Annotated in this window: 24 protein-coding genes and 1 pseudogene; 11 read left to right on the top strand and 14 right to left on the bottom strand. The window is 64.9% G+C overall.

What is annotated here, in order from left to right:
• Positions 1 to 6: 6 nt before the first annotated feature.
• A complete protein-coding gene (locus HG549_RS11480; RefSeq protein ID WP_170029610.1) occupies positions 7 to 933 on the bottom strand; it encodes a universal stress protein in 927 nt (308 codons plus the stop codon).
• A gap of 260 nt (positions 934 to 1,193) precedes the next feature.
• Here HG549_RS11480 and HG549_RS11475 point away from each other — a divergent pair, with 260 nt between their 5' ends.
• Genes HG549_RS11475 through HG549_RS11465 form a run of 3 tightly spaced genes read left to right on the top strand, consistent with a single transcriptional unit; the run spans position 1,194 to position 3,492 of the window.
• Positions 1,194 to 1,442 (top strand): hypothetical protein, encoded by a 249-nt coding sequence (locus HG549_RS11475; protein WP_170027516.1) that lies wholly within the window; start codon positions 1,194 to 1,196, stop codon positions 1,440 to 1,442.
• Between the two features lie 2 nt (positions 1,443 to 1,444).
• Positions 1,445 to 2,266: a helix-turn-helix domain-containing protein gene (locus tag HG549_RS11470; protein ID WP_170029609.1), complete on the top strand. Its 822-nt coding sequence runs from the start codon at positions 1,445 to 1,447 to the stop codon at positions 2,264 to 2,266.
• Positions 2,251 to 3,492: a DUF4010 domain-containing protein gene (locus HG549_RS11465; RefSeq protein WP_170029608.1), complete on the top strand. Its 1,242-nt coding sequence runs from the start codon at positions 2,251 to 2,253 to the stop codon at positions 3,490 to 3,492. The genes HG549_RS11470 and HG549_RS11465 overlap by 16 nt, the downstream gene beginning before the upstream one ends.
• A 28-nt stretch (positions 3,493 to 3,520) precedes the next feature.
• Here HG549_RS11465 and HG549_RS11460 read toward each other — a convergent pair whose 3' ends face one another.
• Positions 3,521 to 4,408 carry a MerR family transcriptional regulator gene (locus tag HG549_RS11460; protein ID WP_170029607.1) on the bottom strand — a complete coding sequence of 296 codons (888 nt, stop codon included), beginning with the start codon at positions 4,406 to 4,408 and terminating at the stop codon, positions 3,521 to 3,523.
• 147 nt (positions 4,409 to 4,555) lie between these two features.
• Here HG549_RS11460 and HG549_RS11455 point away from each other — a divergent pair, with 147 nt between their 5' ends.
• The 7 genes and pseudogenes from HG549_RS11455 to HG549_RS11425 form a co-directional block, all read left to right on the top strand.
• The gene (locus HG549_RS11455; protein ID WP_170029606.1) at positions 4,556 to 5,002 is read left to right on the top strand and encodes a PAS domain S-box protein; all 447 of its coding nucleotides are present in this window, start codon (positions 4,556 to 4,558) and stop codon (positions 5,000 to 5,002) included.
• A 104-nt stretch (positions 5,003 to 5,106) separates the two neighbouring features.
• Entirely contained in the window at positions 5,107 to 5,529 is a 423-nt protein-coding gene (locus tag HG549_RS11450; protein ID WP_170029605.1) for a nuclear transport factor 2 family protein, read from the top strand.
• Positions 5,526 to 6,278, top strand: coding sequence for an SDR family oxidoreductase (locus tag HG549_RS11445; protein WP_170029604.1), 753 nt, complete (start codon positions 5,526 to 5,528; stop codon positions 6,276 to 6,278). The genes HG549_RS11450 and HG549_RS11445 overlap by 4 nt, the downstream gene beginning before the upstream one ends.
• 5 nt (positions 6,279 to 6,283) lie before the next feature.
• Complete coding sequence (locus tag HG549_RS11440; protein WP_170029603.1) at positions 6,284 to 7,531, top strand: NAD(P)/FAD-dependent oxidoreductase; 1,248 nt, start codon at positions 6,284 to 6,286, stop codon at positions 7,529 to 7,531.
• A complete protein-coding gene (locus HG549_RS11435; RefSeq protein WP_170029602.1) occupies positions 7,528 to 8,337 on the top strand; it encodes a DUF1365 domain-containing protein in 810 nt (269 codons plus the stop codon). The genes HG549_RS11440 and HG549_RS11435 overlap by 4 nt, the downstream gene beginning before the upstream one ends.
• On the top strand, positions 8,312 to 9,559 hold the full coding sequence (locus tag HG549_RS11430) for a cyclopropane-fatty-acyl-phospholipid synthase family protein (RefSeq protein ID WP_170029601.1): 1,248 nt from the start codon (positions 8,312 to 8,314) through the stop codon (positions 9,557 to 9,559). The genes HG549_RS11435 and HG549_RS11430 overlap by 26 nt, the downstream gene beginning before the upstream one ends.
• 2 nt (positions 9,560 to 9,561) lie before the next feature.
• Positions 9,562 to 9,962 (top strand): annotated as a pseudogene (locus HG549_RS11425) (DUF2878 domain-containing protein); the annotation flags it as partial.
• Positions 9,963 to 10,022: 60 nt separating this feature from the next.
• Here HG549_RS11425 and HG549_RS11420 read toward each other — a convergent pair.
• The 12 genes from HG549_RS11420 to HG549_RS11365 form a co-directional block, all read right to left on the bottom strand.
• A complete protein-coding gene (locus tag HG549_RS11420) occupies positions 10,023 to 10,169 on the bottom strand; it encodes a DUF2256 domain-containing protein (protein ID WP_170029600.1) in 147 nt (48 codons plus the stop codon).
• Positions 10,166 to 11,707, bottom strand: a complete 1,542-nt coding sequence (locus tag HG549_RS11415) for a cryptochrome/photolyase family protein (protein WP_170029599.1) — start codon at positions 11,705 to 11,707, stop codon at positions 10,166 to 10,168. Before HG549_RS11415 ends, HG549_RS11420 begins: the two co-directional genes overlap by 4 nt.
• Positions 11,701 to 12,006, bottom strand: a complete 306-nt coding sequence (locus HG549_RS11410) for a DUF6482 family protein (RefSeq protein ID WP_170029598.1) — start codon at positions 12,004 to 12,006, stop codon at positions 11,701 to 11,703. The genes HG549_RS11415 and HG549_RS11410 overlap by 7 nt, the downstream gene beginning before the upstream one ends.
• Positions 12,003 to 12,539: a DUF3833 domain-containing protein gene (locus HG549_RS11405; RefSeq protein WP_170029597.1), complete on the bottom strand. Its 537-nt coding sequence runs from the start codon at positions 12,537 to 12,539 to the stop codon at positions 12,003 to 12,005. The genes HG549_RS11410 and HG549_RS11405 overlap by 4 nt, the downstream gene beginning before the upstream one ends.
• Before the next feature lie 14 nt (positions 12,540 to 12,553).
• The gene (locus HG549_RS11400) at positions 12,554 to 13,069 is read right to left on the bottom strand and encodes a chalcone isomerase family protein (RefSeq protein WP_170029596.1); all 516 of its coding nucleotides are present in this window, start codon (positions 13,067 to 13,069) and stop codon (positions 12,554 to 12,556) included.
• Positions 13,070 to 13,178: 109 nt separating this feature from the next.
• A complete protein-coding gene (locus HG549_RS11395) occupies positions 13,179 to 15,617 on the bottom strand; it encodes a TonB-dependent receptor (protein ID WP_170029595.1) in 2,439 nt (812 codons plus the stop codon).
• A gap of 76 nt (positions 15,618 to 15,693) precedes the next feature.
• Positions 15,694 to 16,524, bottom strand: coding sequence for a FecR family protein (locus HG549_RS11390; RefSeq protein WP_170029594.1), 831 nt, complete (start codon positions 16,522 to 16,524; stop codon positions 15,694 to 15,696).
• Positions 16,521 to 17,045 (bottom strand): RNA polymerase sigma factor, encoded by a 525-nt coding sequence (locus HG549_RS11385; protein ID WP_170029593.1) that lies wholly within the window; start codon positions 17,043 to 17,045, stop codon positions 16,521 to 16,523. Before HG549_RS11385 ends, HG549_RS11390 begins: the two co-directional genes overlap by 4 nt.
• A 93-nt stretch (positions 17,046 to 17,138) precedes the next feature.
• Positions 17,139 to 17,810, bottom strand: coding sequence for a DUF2238 domain-containing protein (locus tag HG549_RS11380; protein WP_170029592.1), 672 nt, complete (start codon positions 17,808 to 17,810; stop codon positions 17,139 to 17,141).
• Between the two features lie 64 nt (positions 17,811 to 17,874).
• Positions 17,875 to 18,099 carry a DUF2188 domain-containing protein gene (locus HG549_RS11375; RefSeq protein WP_170029591.1) on the bottom strand — a complete coding sequence of 75 codons (225 nt, stop codon included), beginning with the start codon at positions 18,097 to 18,099 and terminating at the stop codon, positions 17,875 to 17,877.
• Between the two features lie 14 nt (positions 18,100 to 18,113).
• A complete protein-coding gene (locus HG549_RS11370) occupies positions 18,114 to 18,272 on the bottom strand; it encodes a hypothetical protein (RefSeq protein ID WP_170029590.1) in 159 nt (52 codons plus the stop codon).
• A gap of 64 nt (positions 18,273 to 18,336) precedes the next feature.
• Positions 18,337 to 19,089, bottom strand: coding sequence for a gamma-glutamyl-gamma-aminobutyrate hydrolase family protein (locus tag HG549_RS11365; protein ID WP_170029589.1), 753 nt, complete (start codon positions 19,087 to 19,089; stop codon positions 18,337 to 18,339).
• Between the two features lie 153 nt (positions 19,090 to 19,242).
• On the opposite strand from HG549_RS11365, the gene HG549_RS11360 reads away from it, so the two are divergent.
• Positions 19,243 to 19,938 carry a type 1 glutamine amidotransferase domain-containing protein gene (locus HG549_RS11360; protein WP_170029588.1) on the top strand — a complete coding sequence of 232 codons (696 nt, stop codon included), beginning with the start codon at positions 19,243 to 19,245 and terminating at the stop codon, positions 19,936 to 19,938.
• The last annotated feature ends 54 nt before the right edge of the window (positions 19,939 to 19,992 follow it).

The following is a 19,992-nucleotide window of genomic DNA, read 5'->3' as shown; positions in this document are numbered from 1 at the left end:
TTGGTACTACCCCTGGGAACGCTCCGGCGAGATCACCAGCACGCTGCTGGACAGCCGGTGCAGGACCCGCTCGGCGGTACTGCCGATGAACCAGCCGATACCATGGTGGTGGTAACTGCCCATGACCAGCACATCGATGTCATTGTTGTCCATGAACACGGCCAGGGCCTTGGCCGGGTCACCTATGCGCATATGCCGGTGTTCGGCGGCGATCCCGTTGCGTTCGGCAAGCGCCTGGAACGCATCGCTCTGTACTTCGTGCAGGGTCTGGGCAAGGTTCGATTCGAACAGGAAGGAATGCTCGCGGCTACCGCCGGCGTCCACGTACATGGCGCCCAGATCGTAGACATACAACAATTCGACCTGCGCATTGCACTGCAAGGCCAGCTTCAACGCTTCGCCGATGATCTGGTCATTGAAGCCTTCAAACTGGTCTTCCGGCCTGGACAGGTCAACCGCTGCAAGGATCTTGCGCGGCAGCGCATTGCTGGCCTTGTGCACCAGGTGCAGCGGGATGCGGGTTTCGCGCAGCAGCTGGATATCCAGCGAAGTGAACATGGCGCGCATCCACCAGGGCTCATGTTCGAATGCCTTGATCAGCATGGCAAAGGGTTGTTCACGCAAATGCACGAGTATTTCCTTCAACGGGTGCTGTACCCACACCACTTCCGTGGTAACCGTGACCCCGTTGCGACGCATCGGTAGCGCCTGGGTCTCCAGCCACTCACGGTGTTGCTGGACATAGCCCTCGCGCATCACAGCCAGTGCCTGGTCGTTGACCAGGCCTGCCGTGGCCAGCCCTTCCAGGTAGTCGAAAGCGACGATGTGCAGCGCCATCCCCTTGGCCTTGGCCAGCGCTGCGGCACGGTCATAGACCGGGGTCCGGCGCATCAGCGGGGAGGCAATCAGCAGCAATCTTTGCGGGGTTTCCATGGCACACCTCTGCGGTTGCGGTACGTACCTGGAGCATCTGCCAGGCACAGCCGGCAGACTTGATGTTTATCAACCAGAACCCACTGCAGACCAGCGGTACGGTCGATCGCTCGATAATTTGACGGCGATCAATACTTGGCGGCTTCATCGGCGCACGCTAACTCCATACCGACCTGGGCCAAGCGCCCCGCTGTCGGCAGGGATGCCTTCGTTTTGCATTGGTCAGCAGTCGTCTTGCTCATGCGTACTCAGGAGGCTCCATGAACGTCTACGTCGAGAACAGCACCGAACAGAACCGCTGGTGGGTCCGCATGGACGATTGCCGGATCAGTTTCAGGACAGCAGCCGAAGCCGAACAGTTCGTCGAGCGGCTCACCTCGCGCCTCAATGCGCCCCACTCTCTCGACATGCTCGCCGGCTGGTCGCCCCGCGCCGCACTGGCAGAGGCGCACAGTGCCCCTCGCAGTACAGCGCAACACACCGATAGTCGACGCGCGCAGAGGGCCTGAGCATGTCCGGCCAACTGAAAGTCACGCTGCTCGACCCACCTGTTGCGCGGCATGCGGCAAACCCTATCCACCTGAAACCGCTGGTGTCCCTGTGCAAGGACTGCCGTGTCAGCGGCCTGTGCCTGCCCACCGGCCTGCCCGTTCTCGACCACAGCTGCCTGGGCGCATTGATAGGCCCCCGCATGCGCGTTCGCAAAGGCGCAGCGTTGTTCAATGCCAACGACCCACTGACCATGCTCTATGCGGTGCGCTGCGGCAGTTTCAAGACCAGCCTGAACAGCGTCGAAGGCCAGGGCGTGGTGATCAACTTCTGGATGCCGGGTGACGTGCTCGGCCTCGATGCGATTGCCACCGACCACCATGTCTGTGACGCCATTGCCCTGGAAGACAGCGAAGTCTGCCCGGTGCCCTATCGCCGCCTGCAAACCCTGGCGCGAGAGTTTCCGGTGCTGCAGCAAAGCCTGAACCGCTTGATGAGCCGGGAGATCGTGCGTGAGCATCAGCGCGTGCTGATGCTGTGCAACCTCACCGCCGAACAGCGGCTGGCGAGCTTCCTGGTCGGGCTGTCGCAGCGCTTTGTCAGCCGTGGCTACTCGGCCCATGGCTTCATGTTGCGCATGTCCCGCGAGGACATGGCCTCGTACCTTGGCCTGCGCCTGGAAACCGTCTGCCGTTCGGTTGCCCGCCTGCGCGCGCTGGGCATCGTCAACCTGCATGGACGGCTGGTGGAAATTCTCGACCCGGCTGCGCTGATAGCCCTGGAGCAAGGCGGCGCCGATGCCGCGCACAAGGACGCCACGAAGGCGCCATGCTCGACACCCTGACCGTCAGCCACGGCGCCGTAGCGCTGGGCATCGGCATGCTGGTCGGGCTAGAACGCGAACGCAAGAAAGGCCGCAACGAAGACCACGCTGCCGCCGGGCTGCGAACCTTCGCCATCACCGCCCTGCTGGGCTATGTCAGCATGCTGCTGGCCGGGGCGATGCTGGTCGGGGTGGCGAGCCTGGGCCTGGTGCTGATGCTGTGCATGCACTACCGCAAACATGCCGACAAGGACCCGGAGGTCACCAGCGAGATCGCCCTGCTGCTGGTGCTGACCCTGGGCGCGCTCAGCCTCGAGCAGCCTGAACTGGCCACCGCAGCCGGCGTGGTGCTGACCGTGCTGCTGGCCCTGCAGCGGGAACTTCATCATTTTGTGCTGCAGCAACTGAGCGAACAGGAACTGCGCGACGGCCTGATGTTGCTGACGGTGGCCCTGGTGGTGCTGCCGTTGACACCCGACCGGTTCCTGGGGCCATACCACGTGCTCAACCCGCGCACCATCTGCACGCTGGTGGTGCTGCTGATGACGGTCGGTGCCGTGGGCCATGTCGCCATGCGCCTGATGGGGCCTCGCTACGGCTTGCCCCTGAGCGCAATCGCTTCGGGCTTTGCCTCGGGCTCGGCGACCATTGCCCTGCTGGCGCACGAAGCCCGGCGCCAGGAAGTTGCCGTCCGCGCCCTGGCGGCGGCGGCCGTGCTGTCCAACCTCGCCAGCATTACCCAGTTCGCCCTGGTGCTGTTCATCATCGAACCTCAGCTGGTGCGCCCGTTCGCCACCTCCATCGGGCTCGGTGCATTGGTTACCGTGGTGTATGGCGTACTGCTGCTGGCCCCCTGGCGTGCCGCGCCAGGCGGGGCCGCGGCGCATCAGGGCGACGGTGCCTTCAGCCTCTGGACCGCCCTGATCATTACCGTCGCCCTGACCGGCGTTGTCCTGTTCTCGGCGTTTCTGCTGGATCATCTCGGCCAAGGCGGCGTCAGCATCGCGGCGTTCGTCAGTGGCTTGGGGGATGCCCATGCGGCCATTGCGTCGGTGGCCTCGCTGGTGGTGGCCGGGCGGCTGGAGATGGCCGATCTGGTGGTGCCGGGCATGATGGCCCTGACCGGGAACACCTTGACCAAATGCGTACTGGCGCTCAGCAATGGCGGCTTGCGCTTTGCCCGTTATCTGCTTCCGGCCCAGGCGATCATACTTGGCGCGATGTGGCTAGGGCTGTTCATGCGCTGACCGCCGCAGCTTGCCGGCGCGCTGCCAGTCACACATCCAGCCCGCCTCTGAGCAAGGCGCTGAGCACCGATGCCACATCCCCGCCCTGGGTATCGAGCAGGCACACGGGCGCGCCGTCGAGGAGCGCCTGCGACAGCACCGGCCCCTCGCCGGCCAGGGCCAGCGGGCAGGCGATCTCCATCTGCAGCCAGCGCAGGCGCTTGGCCAGTGCGGCATTCAGCGGCCCTTGCATCGCCACCACGAGCGCCGCCGGTTGCACCGCCGCGCACACCAGTGCCACCTCCTCCAGTGGCAGAGGCCCACCCAGGACCTCGATGCGTTGTTGCTCGCCACTGAGCAGCAGTGCAGTACCCAGCAGTGCCAGCTCCGCCTGTTCGTCGCCAGCCACCAGCAGCACCCGTGGGGCAGCGGCCTGATTCAGCTGCAGGCGCAGCAGCAGCCGCGCGCGCAGGAAAAAATCGACAAACAACCATTGGCTGCGGGCCCCTGGCGCGTTGCTGCTGCGCAGTTGCTGCCACACCGGCAGCAACACCTGGCTGAGCACGGCCGTTTTCGGCAACAGGGTGAACAGCTGCCCGTGCAGCGCTTCCAGCGCCTGTACATCGTAAGCCGCAGCGGCACGCGCCAGCGCCGCGCGCCAATCGGCGAACTGCTCATCGCCCTGCCGGCACTCGACAGGCTGCCGTTCGAGCAACGCGCCCACCTTGCTGATCGGCAGGCCATTGGCGGTCCAGCGCAGGATATCGCGGATCCGTTGTACATCGCCGGGCGTGTACAGGCGATGGCCGCCTTCGGTGCGATGCGGCTGGATCAGCCCATGGCGGCGCTCCCAGGCACGCAGGGTAACCGGGTTGATGCCTGTCAGGCTGACCACGTCACGCATGGGCAGCAAATCGGTGGAGGTCGTTTCAGTCATACCGGGGTTCGTCCGCGAGGTGCGCCCATTCTAGCCTCATCCTCCCCTTCTGCGGCGAGCCAGTATGGGCCATCATGTGGAAAACGCGCCGCCTGCCCTGACGGGCCAGGCGACGCATAGGCAAAACATACTCCCGGGTGGGCTTGAATGATCAACGCAAAGCTCCTGCAACTGATGGTCGACAACTCCAACGACGGTATCGTCGTCGCCGAACAGGAAGGCAACGACAGCATTCTTATCTACGTCAACCCTGCGTTCGAACGGCTGACCGGCTATCGCAGCGACGACATCCTGTACCAGGATTGTCGCTTCCTGCAGGGCGCTGACCACGATCAGGTGGCCCTGGAAAGCATTCGCCAAGCGATCCGTGAGGGCCGCCCTTGCTGCCAGGTGCTACGCAACTACCGCAAGGACGGCAGCCTGTTCTGGAACGAGCTGTCCATCACACCGGTGCACAACGACGCCGATGAACTGACCTACTACATCGGCATCCAGCGCGATGTGACGGCGCAGGTGCACGCCGAACAGCGGGTGCGTGAGCTGGAGGCGGAAGTCGCGGCGTTGCGCCAGCAGCTCGCCGTACAGAAATCCTGAACAAATAATTGTACAAGACCGTTGCGCTTGTACAATTTTAGCCATAGGCTTCAGTCATACCTGTACAAATCAGGTGATTTGTATAGCTTTAACTGGAGCTGCACATGTCCGTCTACCTTCAGCGGTTCGCCGAGCGTTTCGCCTGCCTTCAGCGCGACAACCTGCACCTCCTCGGCGAGTTATATGACGATTCGGTCACCTTCCGCGATCCCCTGCACCATATCGAGGGGCTCGATGCATTACGCGCCTATTTCGGCCAGTTGTATGCTAATGCGCACGATATCAGCTACAGCTTCGCCGGCTACGACGAGGTGCAGCCAGGCCAGGGCTACCTGCGCTGGCGCTTGCGCTTCTGCCACCCGCGGCTGAAAGGCGGCGAGCCCGTCAGCCTGCAAGGTTGCAGCTTTTTGCAATGGCGCGAACGGGTGTTCAGCCACCAGGACTACTTCGACGCCGGCGCGCTGCTGTATGAACACGTTCCGCTCCTCGGCGGCGCGGTTCGCTGGCTGAAAGGGCGGCTGGCATGAGCCGCTGCTGGTTGACCGGCGCAAGTAGCGGTATCGGCGCCGCGCTTGCCGAGCAACTGCTCGAACAAGGCCACCAGGTCGCCGTGGGCGGGCGCCATGCCGAGCGCCTGGCGCCGTTGGCGCAACGTTTCCCCGAACAGGTACTGCTGGCCGTCGGCGATCTCGACGACCCGCGCCAGGTCGAGCAGATCGCCACCCGGATCAACCAGGCCTGGGGCGGCCTCGACATCGCCATCCTCAATGCCGGTACCTGCGAGTACCTGGAGCCGGGGCACTTCGACCCGGCCCTGATCGAACGGGTGCTGCGCACCAACCTGCTGGGTACCAGCCATTGCCTGGCGGCCGCCCTGCCCTTGCTGCGCGCTGGCAGCCACCCTCATCTGGTGGTGGTAGGCAGCTCGGTGACCTGGCTGGCCCTGCCTCGGGCCGGCGCCTACGGTGCCTCCAAGGCAGCCTTGCGCTACCTGGTGGAATCACTGCGTATCGACCTGCTCGATGAAGGTATCGACGTCACTCTGGTCAGCCCGGGGTTCGTCGATACGCCACTGACCCGGCGCAACGATTTCCCGATGCCGCAAATGTGGACAGCCGCCCGCGCGGCACGCTTCATCGTCAGCCGCCTGCCGCAGCGGCCGTTGGAAATCAGTTTCCCGCGCGCCTTCATCCTGCTGCTGCGGTTGCTCGGCAGTTTGCCGGCGCGCCTGCGCCTGGCCATCGGCCTGCGCCTGGCCCGCAGGCAGCAAGGGTGAAGCCTATGCGTATCGCGATCATTGGCAGCGGCATTTCCGGCCTGACCTGCGCCTACCTGCTGTCACGCCGGCATCAGGTCACGGTGTTCGAGGCCGACAGCTGGATTGGCGGGCATACCCACACGGTCGATGTCAGCTGTGGCGGTAGCACCTATGCCATCGACACCGGTTTCATCGTCTTCAACGACTGGACCTACCCGCACTTCATCCGCCTGCTCGACCGCCTCGGGGTCGCCTCGCAGCCGACCGAAATGAGCTTCTCGGTGCACGACCCGGCGAGCGGCCTGGCCTACAACGGGCACAGCCTGAACACCTTGTTCGCGCAACGGCGCAACCTGCTGTCGGTGGGCTTCTGGGGCATGCTCAGGGATATCCTGCGCTTCAACCGCGAAGCCTTGGCCGACCTCGACGGCCAGCGCCAGCAGGCCCACGCCACCCTCGGTGAGTACCTGCATGCCGGGGGCTACGGCGAGCGCTTCATCGAGCACTACATCATCCCCATGGGCGCGGCGATCTGGTCGATGTCGCGCACCGACATGCTCGCCTTTCCGCTGGCGTTTTTCGTGCGCTTCTGCCGCAACCACGGTTTGCTGTCGGTCAACCAGCGCCCGCAGTGGCGGGTCATCCAGGGGGGCTCGCGCAGTTACGTGGAACCACTGTGCAAACCCTTCGCCGACCAGCTACGCCTGGCGTGCAAGGTCTACCGGGTGGTACGCGACGACGGCGGGGTGACCCTGCACAGTGCCGCCGGCACCGAGCGCTTCGACAGTGTCGTGTTCGCCTGCCACAGCGACCAGGCGCTGGCCTTGCTGGAAGCGCCGAGCATCCTCGAGCGCAAGGTGCTCGCGGCTATCCGCTATGCCAGCAACGACGTGGTGCTGCATACCGATACTCGCCTGTTGCCACCCATCAAGGCAGCCTGGGCCAGTTGGAACTATCGCCTGGGCGGGCCCACCCAGGCGCCGGCGGCGCTGACCTACAACATGAACATCCTGCAAGGCCTGCAGGCGCCGGCAACCTTCTGCGTCAGCCTCAACCAGACCGCGCTGATAGACCCAATGCAGATCCTTGCCCGCTTCCAGTATGCCCACCCGCAATACAGCCTGGCGGCGACCGCGGCACAAGCACGCCACGCCGAGCTGCAGGGCCATCTGCACAGCTACTACTGTGGCGCCTACTGGGGCAACGGCTTCCATGAAGACGGCGTGGCAAGCGCCTTGAAAGTCGCCGAGCGGTTCGGAGAAACACTGTGAACAGCAAGCTTTGCCAAGGCTGGGTCAGTCATCGCCGGCTGCTGCCACGCGCGCATGCGTTTCGCTACCGCATCGGCATGTTCGACCTCGACCTCGACGACACCACCAGGCTGCCGGAGCTATCGCCCTGGCTCGGGCGCTGGCGCCTGGCACCGCTGTGCTGGCGCGAGACCGATTACCTGCCAGGCCTGACCCGCCAGGGGCTGAGCCTGGCCGATGCCGCCCGCCATTTGGTCGGCCTGGCTACCGGGCAGGCGCCCAGCGGCCCGGTTCGCCTGCTGACCCAGCTGCGCTGCTGGGGGTTGTCGTTCAACCCGGTGAGCTTCTACTTCTGCCACGACGCCGAGGCACACCTGGTGGCCATCCTGCTGGAAGTGCGCAACACGCCCTGGCGCGAACGCTTCCATTACGTACTGCCGGTGCAGGCTGGCCTCGACCGGCCCTACCGCATGGCCAAGGCCTTCCATGTGTCACCGTTCCTGCCGCTGGCCATGGACTACCGCCTGCGCTTCCACCTGGATGCCGAACAGGTGCGCCTGCACATGGAAAACTGGCACGCCGGGCGCAAGGTGTTCGAGGCCGACCTGGCGCTACGCCGCCAGCCACTCGATAGCCGGTCGTTGCACCGCCACATCCTGGCATTCCCGTGGATGAGCCTGCGGACCTTGTCGGCCATCTACTGGCAGGCATTGCGCCTGCTGTTCAAACGTACCCCTGTCCATGACCACGCTGCCAGCCAGGGCAACCTGGCCGTCGGCCAACCCTGTGAGGATCCTGAGCATGCACAATCCCAGCGTGAGCGTTAGCAAGTCCGCCGGACCGGTCCCGTGGCTGGGCGGCCTGGTGCTCGCTCAGCTCGGCAAGCTGCGCCACGGCTACCTGCGAGTGAGCCACGCTGGCCAGCAATGGTGTTTCGGCAGCGCCGACAGCGCCTTGCAGGCTGAGCTGGAAATCGTCGACGACAGAGCCTGGCGCCTGATTGCCTGCAACGGCTCGATCGGTGCCGGCGAGGCATACATCCACGGCTACTGGCGCAGCCCTGACCTGGCCGCCGTGACGCGCCTGTTCGTGGCCAACCTCGAAGTTCTCGACGCCATGGAAAGCGGGCTTGCCCGCTTGGGGCGGCCGGCGCTGCGGCTGCTGCATTGGCTCAACCGCAACAGCCGACGCGGGGCCAAGCGCAATATCCTGGCGCATTACGACCTGGGCAACGCCCTGTTCGAACAGCTGCTCGACCCGACCATGATGTACTCGGCAGCGATGTTCGAGCATGAGGGGCAAAGCCTCGAGCAGGCCCAGTTGAACAAGCTGGAGCACATCTGCCAGAAACTCCGCCTGCACCCCGGCGATCACTTGATCGAGATCGGTTGTGGCTGGGGCAGCCTGGCCATTCACGCCGCCACCCGGCATGGCTGCCGGGTGACCACCACGACGCTGTCGGAAGCCCAATATGCGTATACCCGCCAGCGCGTGGAGGCGCTGGGCCTGGCGCAGCGCGTGACCGTGCTACGCGAGGACTACCGCGACCTGCGCGGCAGGTTCGACAAACTGGTATCGATCGAAATGATCGAGGCCGTCGGCCACCGCTACCTGCCCGACTACTTCAACCAATGTGCCCGGCTGCTCAAGCCGGACGGCCTGATGCTGCTGCAGGCCATCACCATCCGCGATCAACGCTACCACCAGGCCCGCCGCTCGGTGGACTTCATCCAGCGCTATATCTTCCCCGGCGGTGCCTTGCCCTCGTTGACCGTGCTGCTGCACAACGCCACCCGGCACACGCCGCTGAACCTGGTGCACCTGCAGGATTTCGGCCTGGACTATGCGCGCACACTGCGGCATTGGCACGACAACCTGCGCCAGGCGCGCAACGCACTGACGGCCTTGGGCTATGACGACGCGTTCCAGCGCCTCTGGGCGTTCTACCTGTGTTATTGCCAGGGCGGTTTCGAGGAGCGTGCGATCGGCGTGGCGCAACTGTTGCTGGCCGCGCCCAAAGCCTTGCGCGCCCCGCTGCCCGAGCAGTGAGCATGACCAGGCGCGGGCTGCTGGCCAACGCCGTGTGGCTGCAGGCAGGCTGGTGGCTATGTGTGTATGGGGCCCATCGGCCCTGGTTGCTTGGCCTGGTGCCCATCGGCCTGGCCTGGCATTTCGGCTGCTGCCGGGACCGCCAGGGCGAGTTGCAGGCGGTACTGCGCTGCGCCCTCGCCGGCTGTGTACTCGACAGCCTGCTGGGCATGCTCGGGGTGTTTCGCTTCGACAGTTGGCCGCTGCCACTGTGGCTGGCCCTGCTCTGGAGCGTGCTGTGCTGCGGCCTGCGCCACAGCCTGGCTTGGCTGGCCCGGCACACCTGGCTTGCCGCCCTGTTCGGCGCGGCAGTGGCCCGCTGGCCTATGTGGCCGGGGCCAGGCTGGCCCAGGTCGAGTTGCCGCTGGGTACGCTGGCGACCGCCACGCTGCTGGCGGCAGTCTGGGCGCTGGCCCTGCCCTTGCTATTGCGCCTTGCCACGTGGCGCTGAACGCCGGCAGCGCTGCGAACAGTAGAGCACCTGTTCCCAGCAACGCGCCCAGCGCTTGCGCCAGCTGAATGGCCGGTTGCACACCACGCAGAGCTTGCTCGGCAGGTGCTGTTTCTTCACAGCGACGCCCCAGCATCGAGCTGCGCCAGCAACTGCTCGCCACGCGCCCACACCGCTGCCCGTCGCGCCGCCGGCATACTGTCCAGGCTGCGGTACACCAGGTGCAGCCGCGGGTTGCCGGCCAACTGCTGGCGATGGCGGATCAGGAAGTGCCAGTACAGCGCATTGAACGGGCACGCCTGCGCTTCCGTCACCTGCTTGACGTTATAGGCGCAAGCCTTGCAGTGATCGGACATGCGCTGGATATAGCGGCCACTGGCACAGTACGGTTTGGAGCCGAGAAAGCCACCGTCGGCGTGCATGACCATGCCGAGGGTATTGGGCAGTTCCACCCAGTCGAACGCATCCAGGTACACCGCCAGGTACCATTCGCAGATGGCCGCCGGCAACACCCCGGCGAGCAAGGCGAAGTTGCCGGTTACCATCAGCCGCTGGATATGGTGGGCATATCCCAGGCGCAGCGTCTGGCCGATGGCTTGCTGCATGCAGCGCATGCGCGTGCGGCCGGTCCAGTAGAACGCCGGCAGCGCACGCTGGTTGCCCAGATGGTTGAGCGCGGCATATTCGGGCATGCGCAGCCAGTAGATTCCGTGGACGTATTCGCGCCAGCCGATCAGCTGGCGGATGAACCCTTCGGCGGCATTGAGCGGCACTCGGCCGCCACGCCAGGCGTGCTCGACATCCTGGCACAGGCGGCGCACGTCCAGCAGGCCGATGTTCAGGGCGGCGCTGATCCGTGCATGAAACAGGTACGGTTGGTCTTCGGCCATGGCGTCCTGATAGTCACCGAACGCTGCCAGGCCAAAGTCCAGGAAGTGCTGCCACAGCTGTTCGGCCTGGGCATGGGTAACGGGGTAGGAAAAGCCTTCGAGCGCACCGTAGTGGTCAGTGAAGCGCCGGCTTACCAGGCTGATCACCGCCGCGGTGATGTCATCCACGGCAAACTGCAGCGCAAACGGCCCGCGCAGCCCACGTGGCAGGGCCTTGCGGTTGTCGCTGTCGAAGTTCCAGGCACCGCCGGCAGGGCCGCCATCGGCGGCCAGCAACAGCCCGCAGCGTTTGCGCATGCCGCGGTAGAAATGCTCCATGCGCAGCTGCCTGCGCCCCTGCGCCCAGCGCGCGAAAGCCCCCCGTGAGCACAGGAAGCGCGTGTCCGGGTGCCACACCAGCGGCAGCTCGGCCTCACGCAAGGCCTGTTCCAGCCGCCACTCGCCACATTCGGTCAGGTGGATCTCGGCGCAGCCCAGCGCCTGCTGCCAGCGGCGCAGTTCGCCGACGATAGAGCCGCTATTGCCGGGTGTCTCCAGCTCGACATACTGCACCCGCCAGCCCCGCTCGCGCAGGGCCTGGGCAAAGTGGCGCATGGCACTGAAGATCAGCACGATCTTCTGCGGGTGGTGCGGCACGTAGGTAGCCTCGTCTTGCACCTCGGCCATCAGTAGCGTATCGCGGGCCGGGTCCAGCGCTGCCAGGCTGGCCAGGTCGAACGAGAGCTGGTCACCCAGCACCAGGCCCAGGCGTGACGGTCGCGCTACCATTGCGTACTCAGCGACACAGGCACCCGCAGCGGCGCGATGGGGCCGTCGCGCTGGCCGCACATTTCGTCATGCACCACTTGCTGCACCAGCATGCAGGGCACCGCCGGCCAACCGGCGAGCAACTGGCGCACCTCGGTTGTCGAGCGCAGGCGCGTGGCCTGCCCGTGCTCATCGCTCAAGGTCACCGGGCCGGCGCCGGTCAGGGCCCGCAGCACATAGAAACCGCCCTCCAGGGACAGCAGCTCGAGTTCGTTGACGGCGCCGGCGGCAGCCAGCTCGGTAAGGCGTTGCAGGTTCATGGTGTGACCTCCGGCATGCGGCGAAAGAACAAGGTAACCTGGCCAACCTCCACGCCCAGCTTGCTCATGCTGGAGCGGTTGATCAGCGTGTCTTCATCCATCAGGTACATCCAGTCGTCCAGCTCCACTTCCCAGTGCCTGCCGTCTACCGGCAGGTCCAGGCGGTAGCGCCAGCGCAACGCGTTGCCCGCCACCTGCCCGCGAGCCTCACCGATCACGTCGCCCGCCGTGCCCCGCCACTGGCCGCGGCCGTCCGGCACCAAGGTCCAGGTGCGCTGTTGTCGGGTGCCATCGCTGTAGGTGAAATGCTCGTCGAGGATCAGCCGCTCACCGTCGCGTCGGCTGTCGATGCGCACATGAAAGCGTTTCACCACTTCGCCGGAACGCTTCTGGAACATGCCCCAGGCTTGTACCGGCCGCGAGAAGAAGGCCGCCAGGTCGAGGGTTGGCGTTTCCCGGGCGTAGTGATCCACGTCGACATTGCCGCAGCTGGCCAGCAGCAGGCAGGCGGTCATCAGCAGCACCTTGTACATGTTCACCCCCATGGTCAACGGCCCAGCAGGCGGGCGCGCAATTGCTGGTCCCTGGCACCCTCGCCCAGCCAGATGGCGAAAAATGCCTTGGCGAAGGCGGTGTCGCCGATTTCGCGGTGCAACCTGTCATCCACGTAGAAGCGACAGCCCAGGCCTGGCAGGTACACACCAGTGATACGCTGGCCTGGGCGAACATCGACAAACGCCGCCTCCAGCCAGCCACGCCAGGCATCCAGTTGTTGCGTGGCGGCGCCAAGCCTGCGCATTTCCTTGAGGCTGGCCTGCACCAAGGTGTCGCGGGACAGTTCGACGTGGTAGCGCAGTTCCAGCGCGAACGGTTGCTGGCCACCCTGTACAGGCCCGCTGGACCAAAGCCGGGCGCTGTACAGGCGCATTCCGAACCAGGTGAAATCACCGCTGCCGGACAGCTGCGCAGCAGGGACTACCGAGCGCCAGTCGGCGGCGGCCGGCCCGGCGAGCAGGAACAACAGGGCCAGCCAGGCCCAACGCGCTGCGGTTGACGTTGCCATCGCTTCGACTCAAATACTATACAAAATAAAATTATTGTACAGGTATAGCCGAATTTCTATACACGGCGACTACCATCGGTCTCCACCCGCCTGGGCCCGGCGATGCGGATTACCAATTGTGCGTATAGCTGGCGGTCACCACCGCGCCTGGGGCTGGCAAGTGGCTGGTATTGTTGTTGTTGCGCAACAACTGGCTGTAGAGCGGGTAGTAGTCCCGGTTGAACAGGTTCTGGATGCCGACGCTGACCTTGTCGTCAGCAGAGACCTGGTACTGGCTGATCAGGTCGACGGTCGTATAGCTGCTCACCTCGTGTCGGCCAAAGCTGTCCAGGCCATCGAGCCTGTAGTCCTTGCCATCGAAGAAGGTGGCTTGCAGGCGGTTGCTCCAGTCCAGGGTCGGCTTGTACTGCACATAGGCAGTCAGCTTCAGCGGCGGCACCCGGTAGCCGGTCATGTCCTGCCAGCCTTTGCCGTCCGGCTTCTCGCGCCCGCGCATCCAGCTCGCACTGCCGCCTGCCCCCCACACCGCATCGTCCGACAGCCAGTCGGCACTGGCTTCGACACCGTAGATGCGCTCTTTGGTGCGGGTGAGAATCAGGCCATTGTTGAAGCTCTGCACGTCGCCCAGCTTGGAGGTGGTGTAGAACAGCGCCAACGTGCCGAGCGTGTTGCCACCCAGCTCACCGCGCCAGCCAAGCTCATAGTTGTTGGTCTTGACCGGCTCCAGGTTCGAGGCGCCAAGGTCGAAGCCGCGCCGTGCATTGCGCAGCTGGATGCCCACGTCAGGCAGCTGGAAGCCCTGGCTGAAAGAAGCGTAGAGCTCCTGGCCGAGCACCGGTGAATAGACGATGCCGAGGTTCGACAGCAGCGCATCGTAATGGATCTTCCCGCCCTCCACCGCCACGGGCGAAGCCGCCCTGGATTCGGACAACGGTACGAAATCATCGAACTCGGCGGTGGAGTACTCGTAGCGCAAGCCGCCGTCCACCGACCAATGCTCGTCGAAGCGATGCTGCAGCTGGGCGAACGCACCGGCGCTGCGGGTCTTGAGCGGTGGCATGTAGGTCAACCTGCCGATCTTGTCGAAGACCAGGCCGCCGCTGGCATCGTAAGCCGCCGGGTCGAACACATCGATCGGCATGTCGCTGCGTTCCTGGTTGTAGTCGCCGCCCCATACCAGCTCGGTGCTACCGCTGTCGCCGAGCGGTGTGCGCAAGGTCAGGCGGCTGCCGAACACTTCACTGTTCTGCATGATCTGGTCGACATTGCCGCCACGGGTGGCCACGGCGCGGGCATCAAACGGCGTGAAGCGGGTGAAGTAGTCGCGGTAGTACAGCTGGGCAGACAGCTTGCTGCCGAGGATGTCGAGGTGCTCGTACTCCAGGTTCAGCAAGGTGTTGCGAATATGGTTCTGCTCGTCCAGGTCCAGGCCCTTGATCGCGTTGGCCGGCAGCGAACCGGCCGGGTACCTGGCGACGCTGGGGTCGGTGGCATAGTCGCTATCCTGGCGTGCCTCGTAGTGGCTGGCCGCGAACTGGATACGCTGGTCCTCGTCGAGGTGCAGCCCCAGCTTGCCGCCAACGTTGTAGATATTCGAGTCGAACAGGTCGCCCTGGCTGGGCTCCGGGGCGATGCGGTCGCCGTGTGCGTCGTATGAAGCACCGATATGGCGGGTACCGAAATCGAAGGCATAGTCCACCGCGCCCTGCGAGCCTGCAAGGTACTGCTGGAACTGCCCACCCAGGCCATCGCTGCCCAGGCGGGTCAACGGCGAGGTAGCGCTGAGGCTGGTTTCAGCCCGCTTTTCACCACCGGCAGGCCGGGTGGTGATGGAGATGATGCCTCCCGTGGCGCCGCTGCCATAGATGGCGCTGCTGCCACGGATGACTTCGACCCGTTCGATGAGTGCCGGGTCGATGTTGGCCAGGTTGCGCGACGAGTCGCGGTTGGTGTTGAGCGGCACGCCGTCGACCATGACCAACAGGCTGCGCCCGCGCAGGGTCTGCCCATACTCGGTGACGGTGCGGCTGGAGTCGGACATCCCCGGTACCGCCTTGGCCAGTACCGTGGCCAGGCTCTCCGAGCCCTGGCGTAGCTCCTGCAATTGCTCATGCTCGATGACGGTGGACTGCCGCGTGGCGGAAACCAGGCTGCTACTGGTACGCGAAGCGGTGATTTCCATCTGCGCCATTTCCACGGGCGCAACCTGGGTTGTCGGCATGGCTGTGGGTGAACCCTGCGGGACGATGACAAAGGTGCGTTCATCCCTGGCCTCGACTTGCAGGCCGCTGCCCTTGAGCAATGCCTGAAGTGCTTCGTCGGCGGTGAAGCGCCCCTTCACCGCTGGGGTTCGACGGCCTGCAGCGAGATCACTGGCGAACAGGATCTGTACCGAAGACTGCTGCGCCAGGGCGTTGATGGCCTCACCCAGCGGGGCAGCAGGCAGGTCCACGTTGACCTTTTCACGGGCTTCGGCCGACATTGCCAGGAGCATACTACTGGCCAGCAGTGACCGGCGGAGTTGACGATTGCAGAGCGGAAAATGCACTTCTCGAGATCCTTTGTGGGTAGGCTTTCTTGTGTAGCCGCCACGGGTATCGAGCAACCCTACCTGCGCCTGAGAATTATTTTGCTACTGCCTTGCGCCGGATCTGCACGCTGCCATCGCCTTGCTGCTGCACGGAAACCGGCAGGATGCTGGGTAGCAGCGCCAGCAGCCGGTCGACATCGTGCGCGTCGAACACCCCGCTCAGCTTGAGCGCGGCCAGGCTCGGGTCGTCCAGGCGAATGGCTGCCTTGCGATAGTGGCGCAACAATGCCACTGCTTCAGCCAGCGGCGTCTGCTCGAACACGATGCGCCCCTGCTTCCAGGCCATCGCCTTGGTGGCGTCAGCTTGCGTCACCGCCAGCAGTCGCCCGCCAATCGCATCAAGCTGCTGCCCTGGCGTGAGCCTGACAGGCGTTTGCCCCGCAGCGGCGACTTGCACCCGCCCGCGCGCCAGTGTCACCCGCACCTGGTCGTCATCCAGGCGGCGCACATTGAACAGCGTGCCTAGCACCTCGACTTTGGTCAGCCCCGCTGACACCACGAACGGCCGGTACACCGCCGGGGACACATCGAACAGGACCTGCCCGGCGTGCAGGCCGGCTTCGCGGCTGCGCAAGCGCCAGCTGATATCGACACGGGAGCCGCTGTCGAGCAGCAGCTTGCTGCCGTCGCCCAGCAGCACGGCGCGTCGCTCACCAATGGCGGTGGCAAACCGCTCGGTCCTGTACACCGGGTTCAGCCAGGCCAGGGCTGCCACGGCGAATGCAAGCACCAGCGCAATACCCGCCGACTTTGCCGCTTTCCCGCGTGCAGGCCTGGGCGGCGGAACGGGGAACAATTGCCGCAGCTGATCACGATGTCGCCCCAGCGCCTCGTCCAGTGGCAACTGTTCCGCTATGCGGGTCATTCGCACACCCCGTCACGGCCAAGCCGCTCCTTGCACGCCGCCACCCCGAGGCGCAGGTGCTTTTCCACGGTCTTGATGGAGATACCGAGGTGTGCGGCGACTTCGGCCTGGGGCATCTGGTGGACCTTGTGCATGATGAAAACGGCCTGGCAGCGCGGTGGGAGGCTGGCGATAGCGTTGACCAGCAGCTGGAACTCGCGCTCGGCATCATACCTGCCTACCGGCGTCGGTGCCGGGCAGACCACCTCCGGCAGTTCGGCAAACGCCTGCACCCAGGCGCCGCGGCGACGATCGCTACGATAGCGGCTGATGGCGGTGTCATTGGAAATCTTGCGCAGCAACGCCAGTGGCGCCCGAACGTGGTCTTTTTCGTCGCGTTCGAGCAACTGCACGCACACGTCATGCACAACGTCGCGGGCCATGCCTCGGTCGCCGAAGCGTCGGCGAATGTGGTCCACCAGCTCGTCGTAGTGACGGACCAAGGTAGACAACAGCGTCGGTTTGGCGGGCTCGAACGACACGATACATCCTGCAAGAGCGCTAGGCTGCGAAGAGAGGCGCCAAGTGTAAATGAGAAATAATCGCGAATAAACACCCTGTTCGCTCTAGCACGCCTAGGCCGCCGGCCTTGGCCGTTTGAATGCTGCCAATCGCTGGAGCAACAAACACACGACAGCGCCGAACAACGCCAGCGCCATGTCCTTCTGCGCGTCCCATGGGTCTTTCTGGGTGGCCAGGAACGCTTGTGCCCGGTCTTCGCCCAGGTACTGGCCGCCCACCCATTCGAACAGCTCGTACAGGGCCGACGTCGCCAGCACCAGCGACACTGTGCCCAATGCCAGCCAGGCACCATTCAAGCCCGCCTTTCGTTGCAGCAGTTCCTTGATCGGCCAGACGAACAGCAGGCCGTAGCTCAGATGCACCAGGCGATCGAACTGATTGCGCTGCCAGCCCATGGCGGTATTCAGCGCATGGCCGGTGAACGCTTGCAGCCAAGCATCGTAGGGCACCTTGGCATAGGTGAAATGCGCACCCAGTTCGTGAATCGCCAGTAGCACGACGATGGCCCGATAGGCCGCTGGCGAAAACCGCCAGCGCCGACAGGTCAGTGCCAGGGTCAGCAGCAACGCTGCCGGCAAGACGTTTTCCACCAGCCAATCTGCCCGATCCAACGGTGCAACCCCGGAGGCAAGCACCATCACCGTGGCCACTGCCAGCCATGCTGCGCTCTGGCGGGGTGTGGCCGACGGGGCGCAACTGGCGGGCACCCTCACCTTCTCGTTCATGGCTTTGCGCTCGGGCCGGCACAGGTGACCGTGTCGTGCCGATCACCGGTGAGCCATGGCCGGGTCAGCCCTTGGAGCGCCTCGGGTCGGCGGCGCGCGGGTAGGTACGTTCTTCTTCGATGCTGCCGTCGGCCTTGTGAATTTTCACCGAGGCGGTCTGCCCGGCAAAAAGCTCAGGTAGCAAGCCCAGCAACTCGGCTTTTGTCGCACTGCGCCTGGAGGCCTTGTCGGCCCCGGTCTTCCTGAGTTCCCAGCCATCACCCGCCGGGCTGACATGATAAGTGTCCATCGCACTGCTCCTGTTCAAAGCGGCTCACCATCGTCCTGGATATCCTGCTCGGCTTCGGCTGCGTCCGTGGCATCCGCATCGTTCAATGGGGGCGACGTAGGCTTTAAGGGGTCGTTGATGAACGGGACCTTGCCCGGCCCTTGCTCTTCAAGTCCTTCGGTTTCTGGCTGCATGATGAATCCTCCAGTCACCTGCCATTGGAGCGGGCGCGCGCAGCAATGTTCAGTTTTACCCGCCTCACCTTGGCCGCTGTGCCGCTCGCGCCCGGCAGGCGGCGCCGAAGGCCTGGAAAATCGCCAGGTACTGCGGGTAGAACAGCACCTGCCATTCCGGATGCCATTGCACGCCCAGGGCAAACGCCTGGCTGCCTTCCACGGAAAGCGCCTCGACCAGCCCATCCTCGGCCACGGCTTCGATACGCAGGCCCTGGCCAACCCGCTCGATACCTTGGCCGTGCACCGAATTCACTTCGATCTGCTCCGCAAACCCCAGCCGTTGCAGCACGCCCCCCGGCCGGACCGCCAGCAGGTGGGCCGGTGCGTACTGGTCTTCGACCGGTTCATTGCTGGGCGGCTCGTGTTTGGCACCGGGCTGATGCAGCTGCTGCACCAGGGTGCCGCCGAAGGCCACGTTCATTTCCTGAAAACCCCGGCAAATGCCCAGCACCGGCAAACCCGCCGCAACCGCTGCCCGCCACAAAGGCAGCGCGAGGTGGTCGCGGGCGGCATCGTGCTGGGTGCCTGGCGGGCTGGGCGGCCCATCGTAGTGGTGCGGTTCGATGTTCGAAGGCGAGCCGGTGAACAACAGCCCGTCCAGGGCCGCGATGATCTCGGCGCTGTCGAGCAGTTCGGGGAACATCGGCAGGATCAAGGGCAGCCCTTGGGCCGCGCAGGCCACCGCTCGCGCATTCTTGTCGTCGTTCAGCTGCACCGCATGCGGGCCGACCGTGTAGGAACAGGCGGTGACCCCGATGATCGGAAGACGTGACATTGCAACCCCCGGTAGACGCTCACGCTACATTCGGCAACGCCACCGATGCTGCGGTTCCTGCAACGTCATGGAACGCTTTGCTGTGCGTAACCCTCCCAGAGTAATGCAGGGCGAGCCGCGCACTGCCCATTCACCCTCGGAGGACATGCTTGCATGAAGAACATCCTGATGGTCCTGACCTCTCACGACCAGCTGGGCGACACCGGCAAGAAAACCGGCTTCTGGCTGGAGGAATTCGCCGCGCCCTACTATGTGTTCATCGACGCCGGTGCCGATGTCACGCTCGCCTCGCCCAAGGGCGGCCAGCCGCCACTGGACCCGAAAAGCGACGAGCCCGACGCGCAGACCGAGGCGACCCGGCGCTTCGCCCACGACACCGAAGGGCAAATGGCCCTGGCCGACACCGTACCGCTCGGGGAAATCGACCCCTACCACTTCGATGCGGTGTTCTACCCCGGCGGGCACGGGCCATTATGGGACCTGGCCGAGGACGCAGATTCGCGAACCTTGCTCGAAGCGTTCTATGCCGCTAACAAGCCGATTGCCGCGGTGTGCCATGCACCCGGCGTGCTGAAGGAGGTAAAGGCACCCGACGGGCACCCGGTGGTCAAGGGCAAGCGAGTGACCGGCTTCGCCAACAGCGAAGAACAGGCGGTGGGGCTGAGCGAGGTGGTGCCGTTCCTGGTGGAAGACATGCTCAAGGCCAACGGTGGTGAATATTCCAAGGCTGCCGACTGGGCCAGCCATGTGGTCGAGGACGGCCATTTGATCACTGGCCAGAACCCCGCGTCATCCGAGGCGGTGGCCAGGGCACTGCTCAAGCGCCTGGGTCAGGAAGCTGGCGCCTGACCTGGCCGGTAACCCCGGGCACTGCCAACGCGTGGCGCTGCCCGGTGTACCGGA

It is taken from the genome of Pseudomonas sp. SK, from assembly GCF_012975065.1.
In the GTDB taxonomy this organism is placed as follows: Bacteria; Pseudomonadota; Gammaproteobacteria; order Pseudomonadales; family Pseudomonadaceae; genus Aquipseudomonas; species Aquipseudomonas anuradhapurensis.
Note: the sequence above shows the minus strand (reverse complement) of the source record. Positions and strands in the feature narration are given on the sequence as shown.

Coding starts and splice junctions, on each gene's coding strand:
- HG549_RS11415 (WP_170029599.1), bottom strand. CDS start 11,707: ATGGTAGCGCGACCGTCACGCCTGGGCCTGGTGCTGGGTGACCAGCTC.
- HG549_RS11370 (WP_170029590.1), bottom strand. CDS start 18,272: ATGCAGCCAGAAACCGAAGGACTTGAAGAGCAAGGGCCGGGCAAGGTC.
- HG549_RS11400 (WP_170029596.1), bottom strand. CDS start 13,069: ATGGCAACGTCAACCGCAGCGCGTTGGGCCTGGCTGGCCCTGTTGTTC.
- HG549_RS11480 (WP_170029610.1), bottom strand. CDS start 933: ATGGAAACCCCGCAAAGATTGCTGCTGATTGCCTCCCCGCTGATGCGC.
- HG549_RS11360 (WP_170029588.1), top strand. CDS start 19,243: ATGAAGAACATCCTGATGGTCCTGACCTCTCACGACCAGCTGGGCGAC.
- HG549_RS11380 (WP_170029592.1), bottom strand. CDS start 17,810: ATGAACGAGAAGGTGAGGGTGCCCGCCAGTTGCGCCCCGTCGGCCACA.
- HG549_RS11365 (WP_170029589.1), bottom strand. CDS start 19,089: ATGTCACGTCTTCCGATCATCGGGGTCACCGCCTGTTCCTACACGGTC.
- HG549_RS11455 (WP_170029606.1), top strand. CDS start 4,556: ATGATCAACGCAAAGCTCCTGCAACTGATGGTCGACAACTCCAACGAC.
- HG549_RS11460 (WP_170029607.1), bottom strand. CDS start 4,408: ATGACTGAAACGACCTCCACCGATTTGCTGCCCATGCGTGACGTGGTC.
- HG549_RS11440 (WP_170029603.1), top strand. CDS start 6,284: ATGCGTATCGCGATCATTGGCAGCGGCATTTCCGGCCTGACCTGCGCC.
- HG549_RS11390 (WP_170029594.1), bottom strand. CDS start 16,524: ATGACCCGCATAGCGGAACAGTTGCCACTGGACGAGGCGCTGGGGCGA.
- HG549_RS11445 (WP_170029604.1), top strand. CDS start 5,526: ATGAGCCGCTGCTGGTTGACCGGCGCAAGTAGCGGTATCGGCGCCGCG.
- HG549_RS11375 (WP_170029591.1), bottom strand. CDS start 18,099: ATGGACACTTATCATGTCAGCCCGGCGGGTGATGGCTGGGAACTCAGG.
- HG549_RS11410 (WP_170029598.1), bottom strand. CDS start 12,006: ATGAACCTGCAACGCCTTACCGAGCTGGCTGCCGCCGGCGCCGTCAAC.
- HG549_RS11475 (WP_170027516.1), top strand. CDS start 1,194: ATGAACGTCTACGTCGAGAACAGCACCGAACAGAACCGCTGGTGGGTC.
- HG549_RS11430 (WP_170029601.1), top strand. CDS start 8,312: ATGCACAATCCCAGCGTGAGCGTTAGCAAGTCCGCCGGACCGGTCCCG.
- HG549_RS11405 (WP_170029597.1), bottom strand. CDS start 12,539: ATGTACAAGGTGCTGCTGATGACCGCCTGCCTGCTGCTGGCCAGCTGC.
- HG549_RS11450 (WP_170029605.1), top strand. CDS start 5,107: ATGTCCGTCTACCTTCAGCGGTTCGCCGAGCGTTTCGCCTGCCTTCAG.
- HG549_RS11470 (WP_170029609.1), top strand. CDS start 1,445: ATGTCCGGCCAACTGAAAGTCACGCTGCTCGACCCACCTGTTGCGCGG.
- HG549_RS11465 (WP_170029608.1), top strand. CDS start 2,251: ATGCTCGACACCCTGACCGTCAGCCACGGCGCCGTAGCGCTGGGCATC.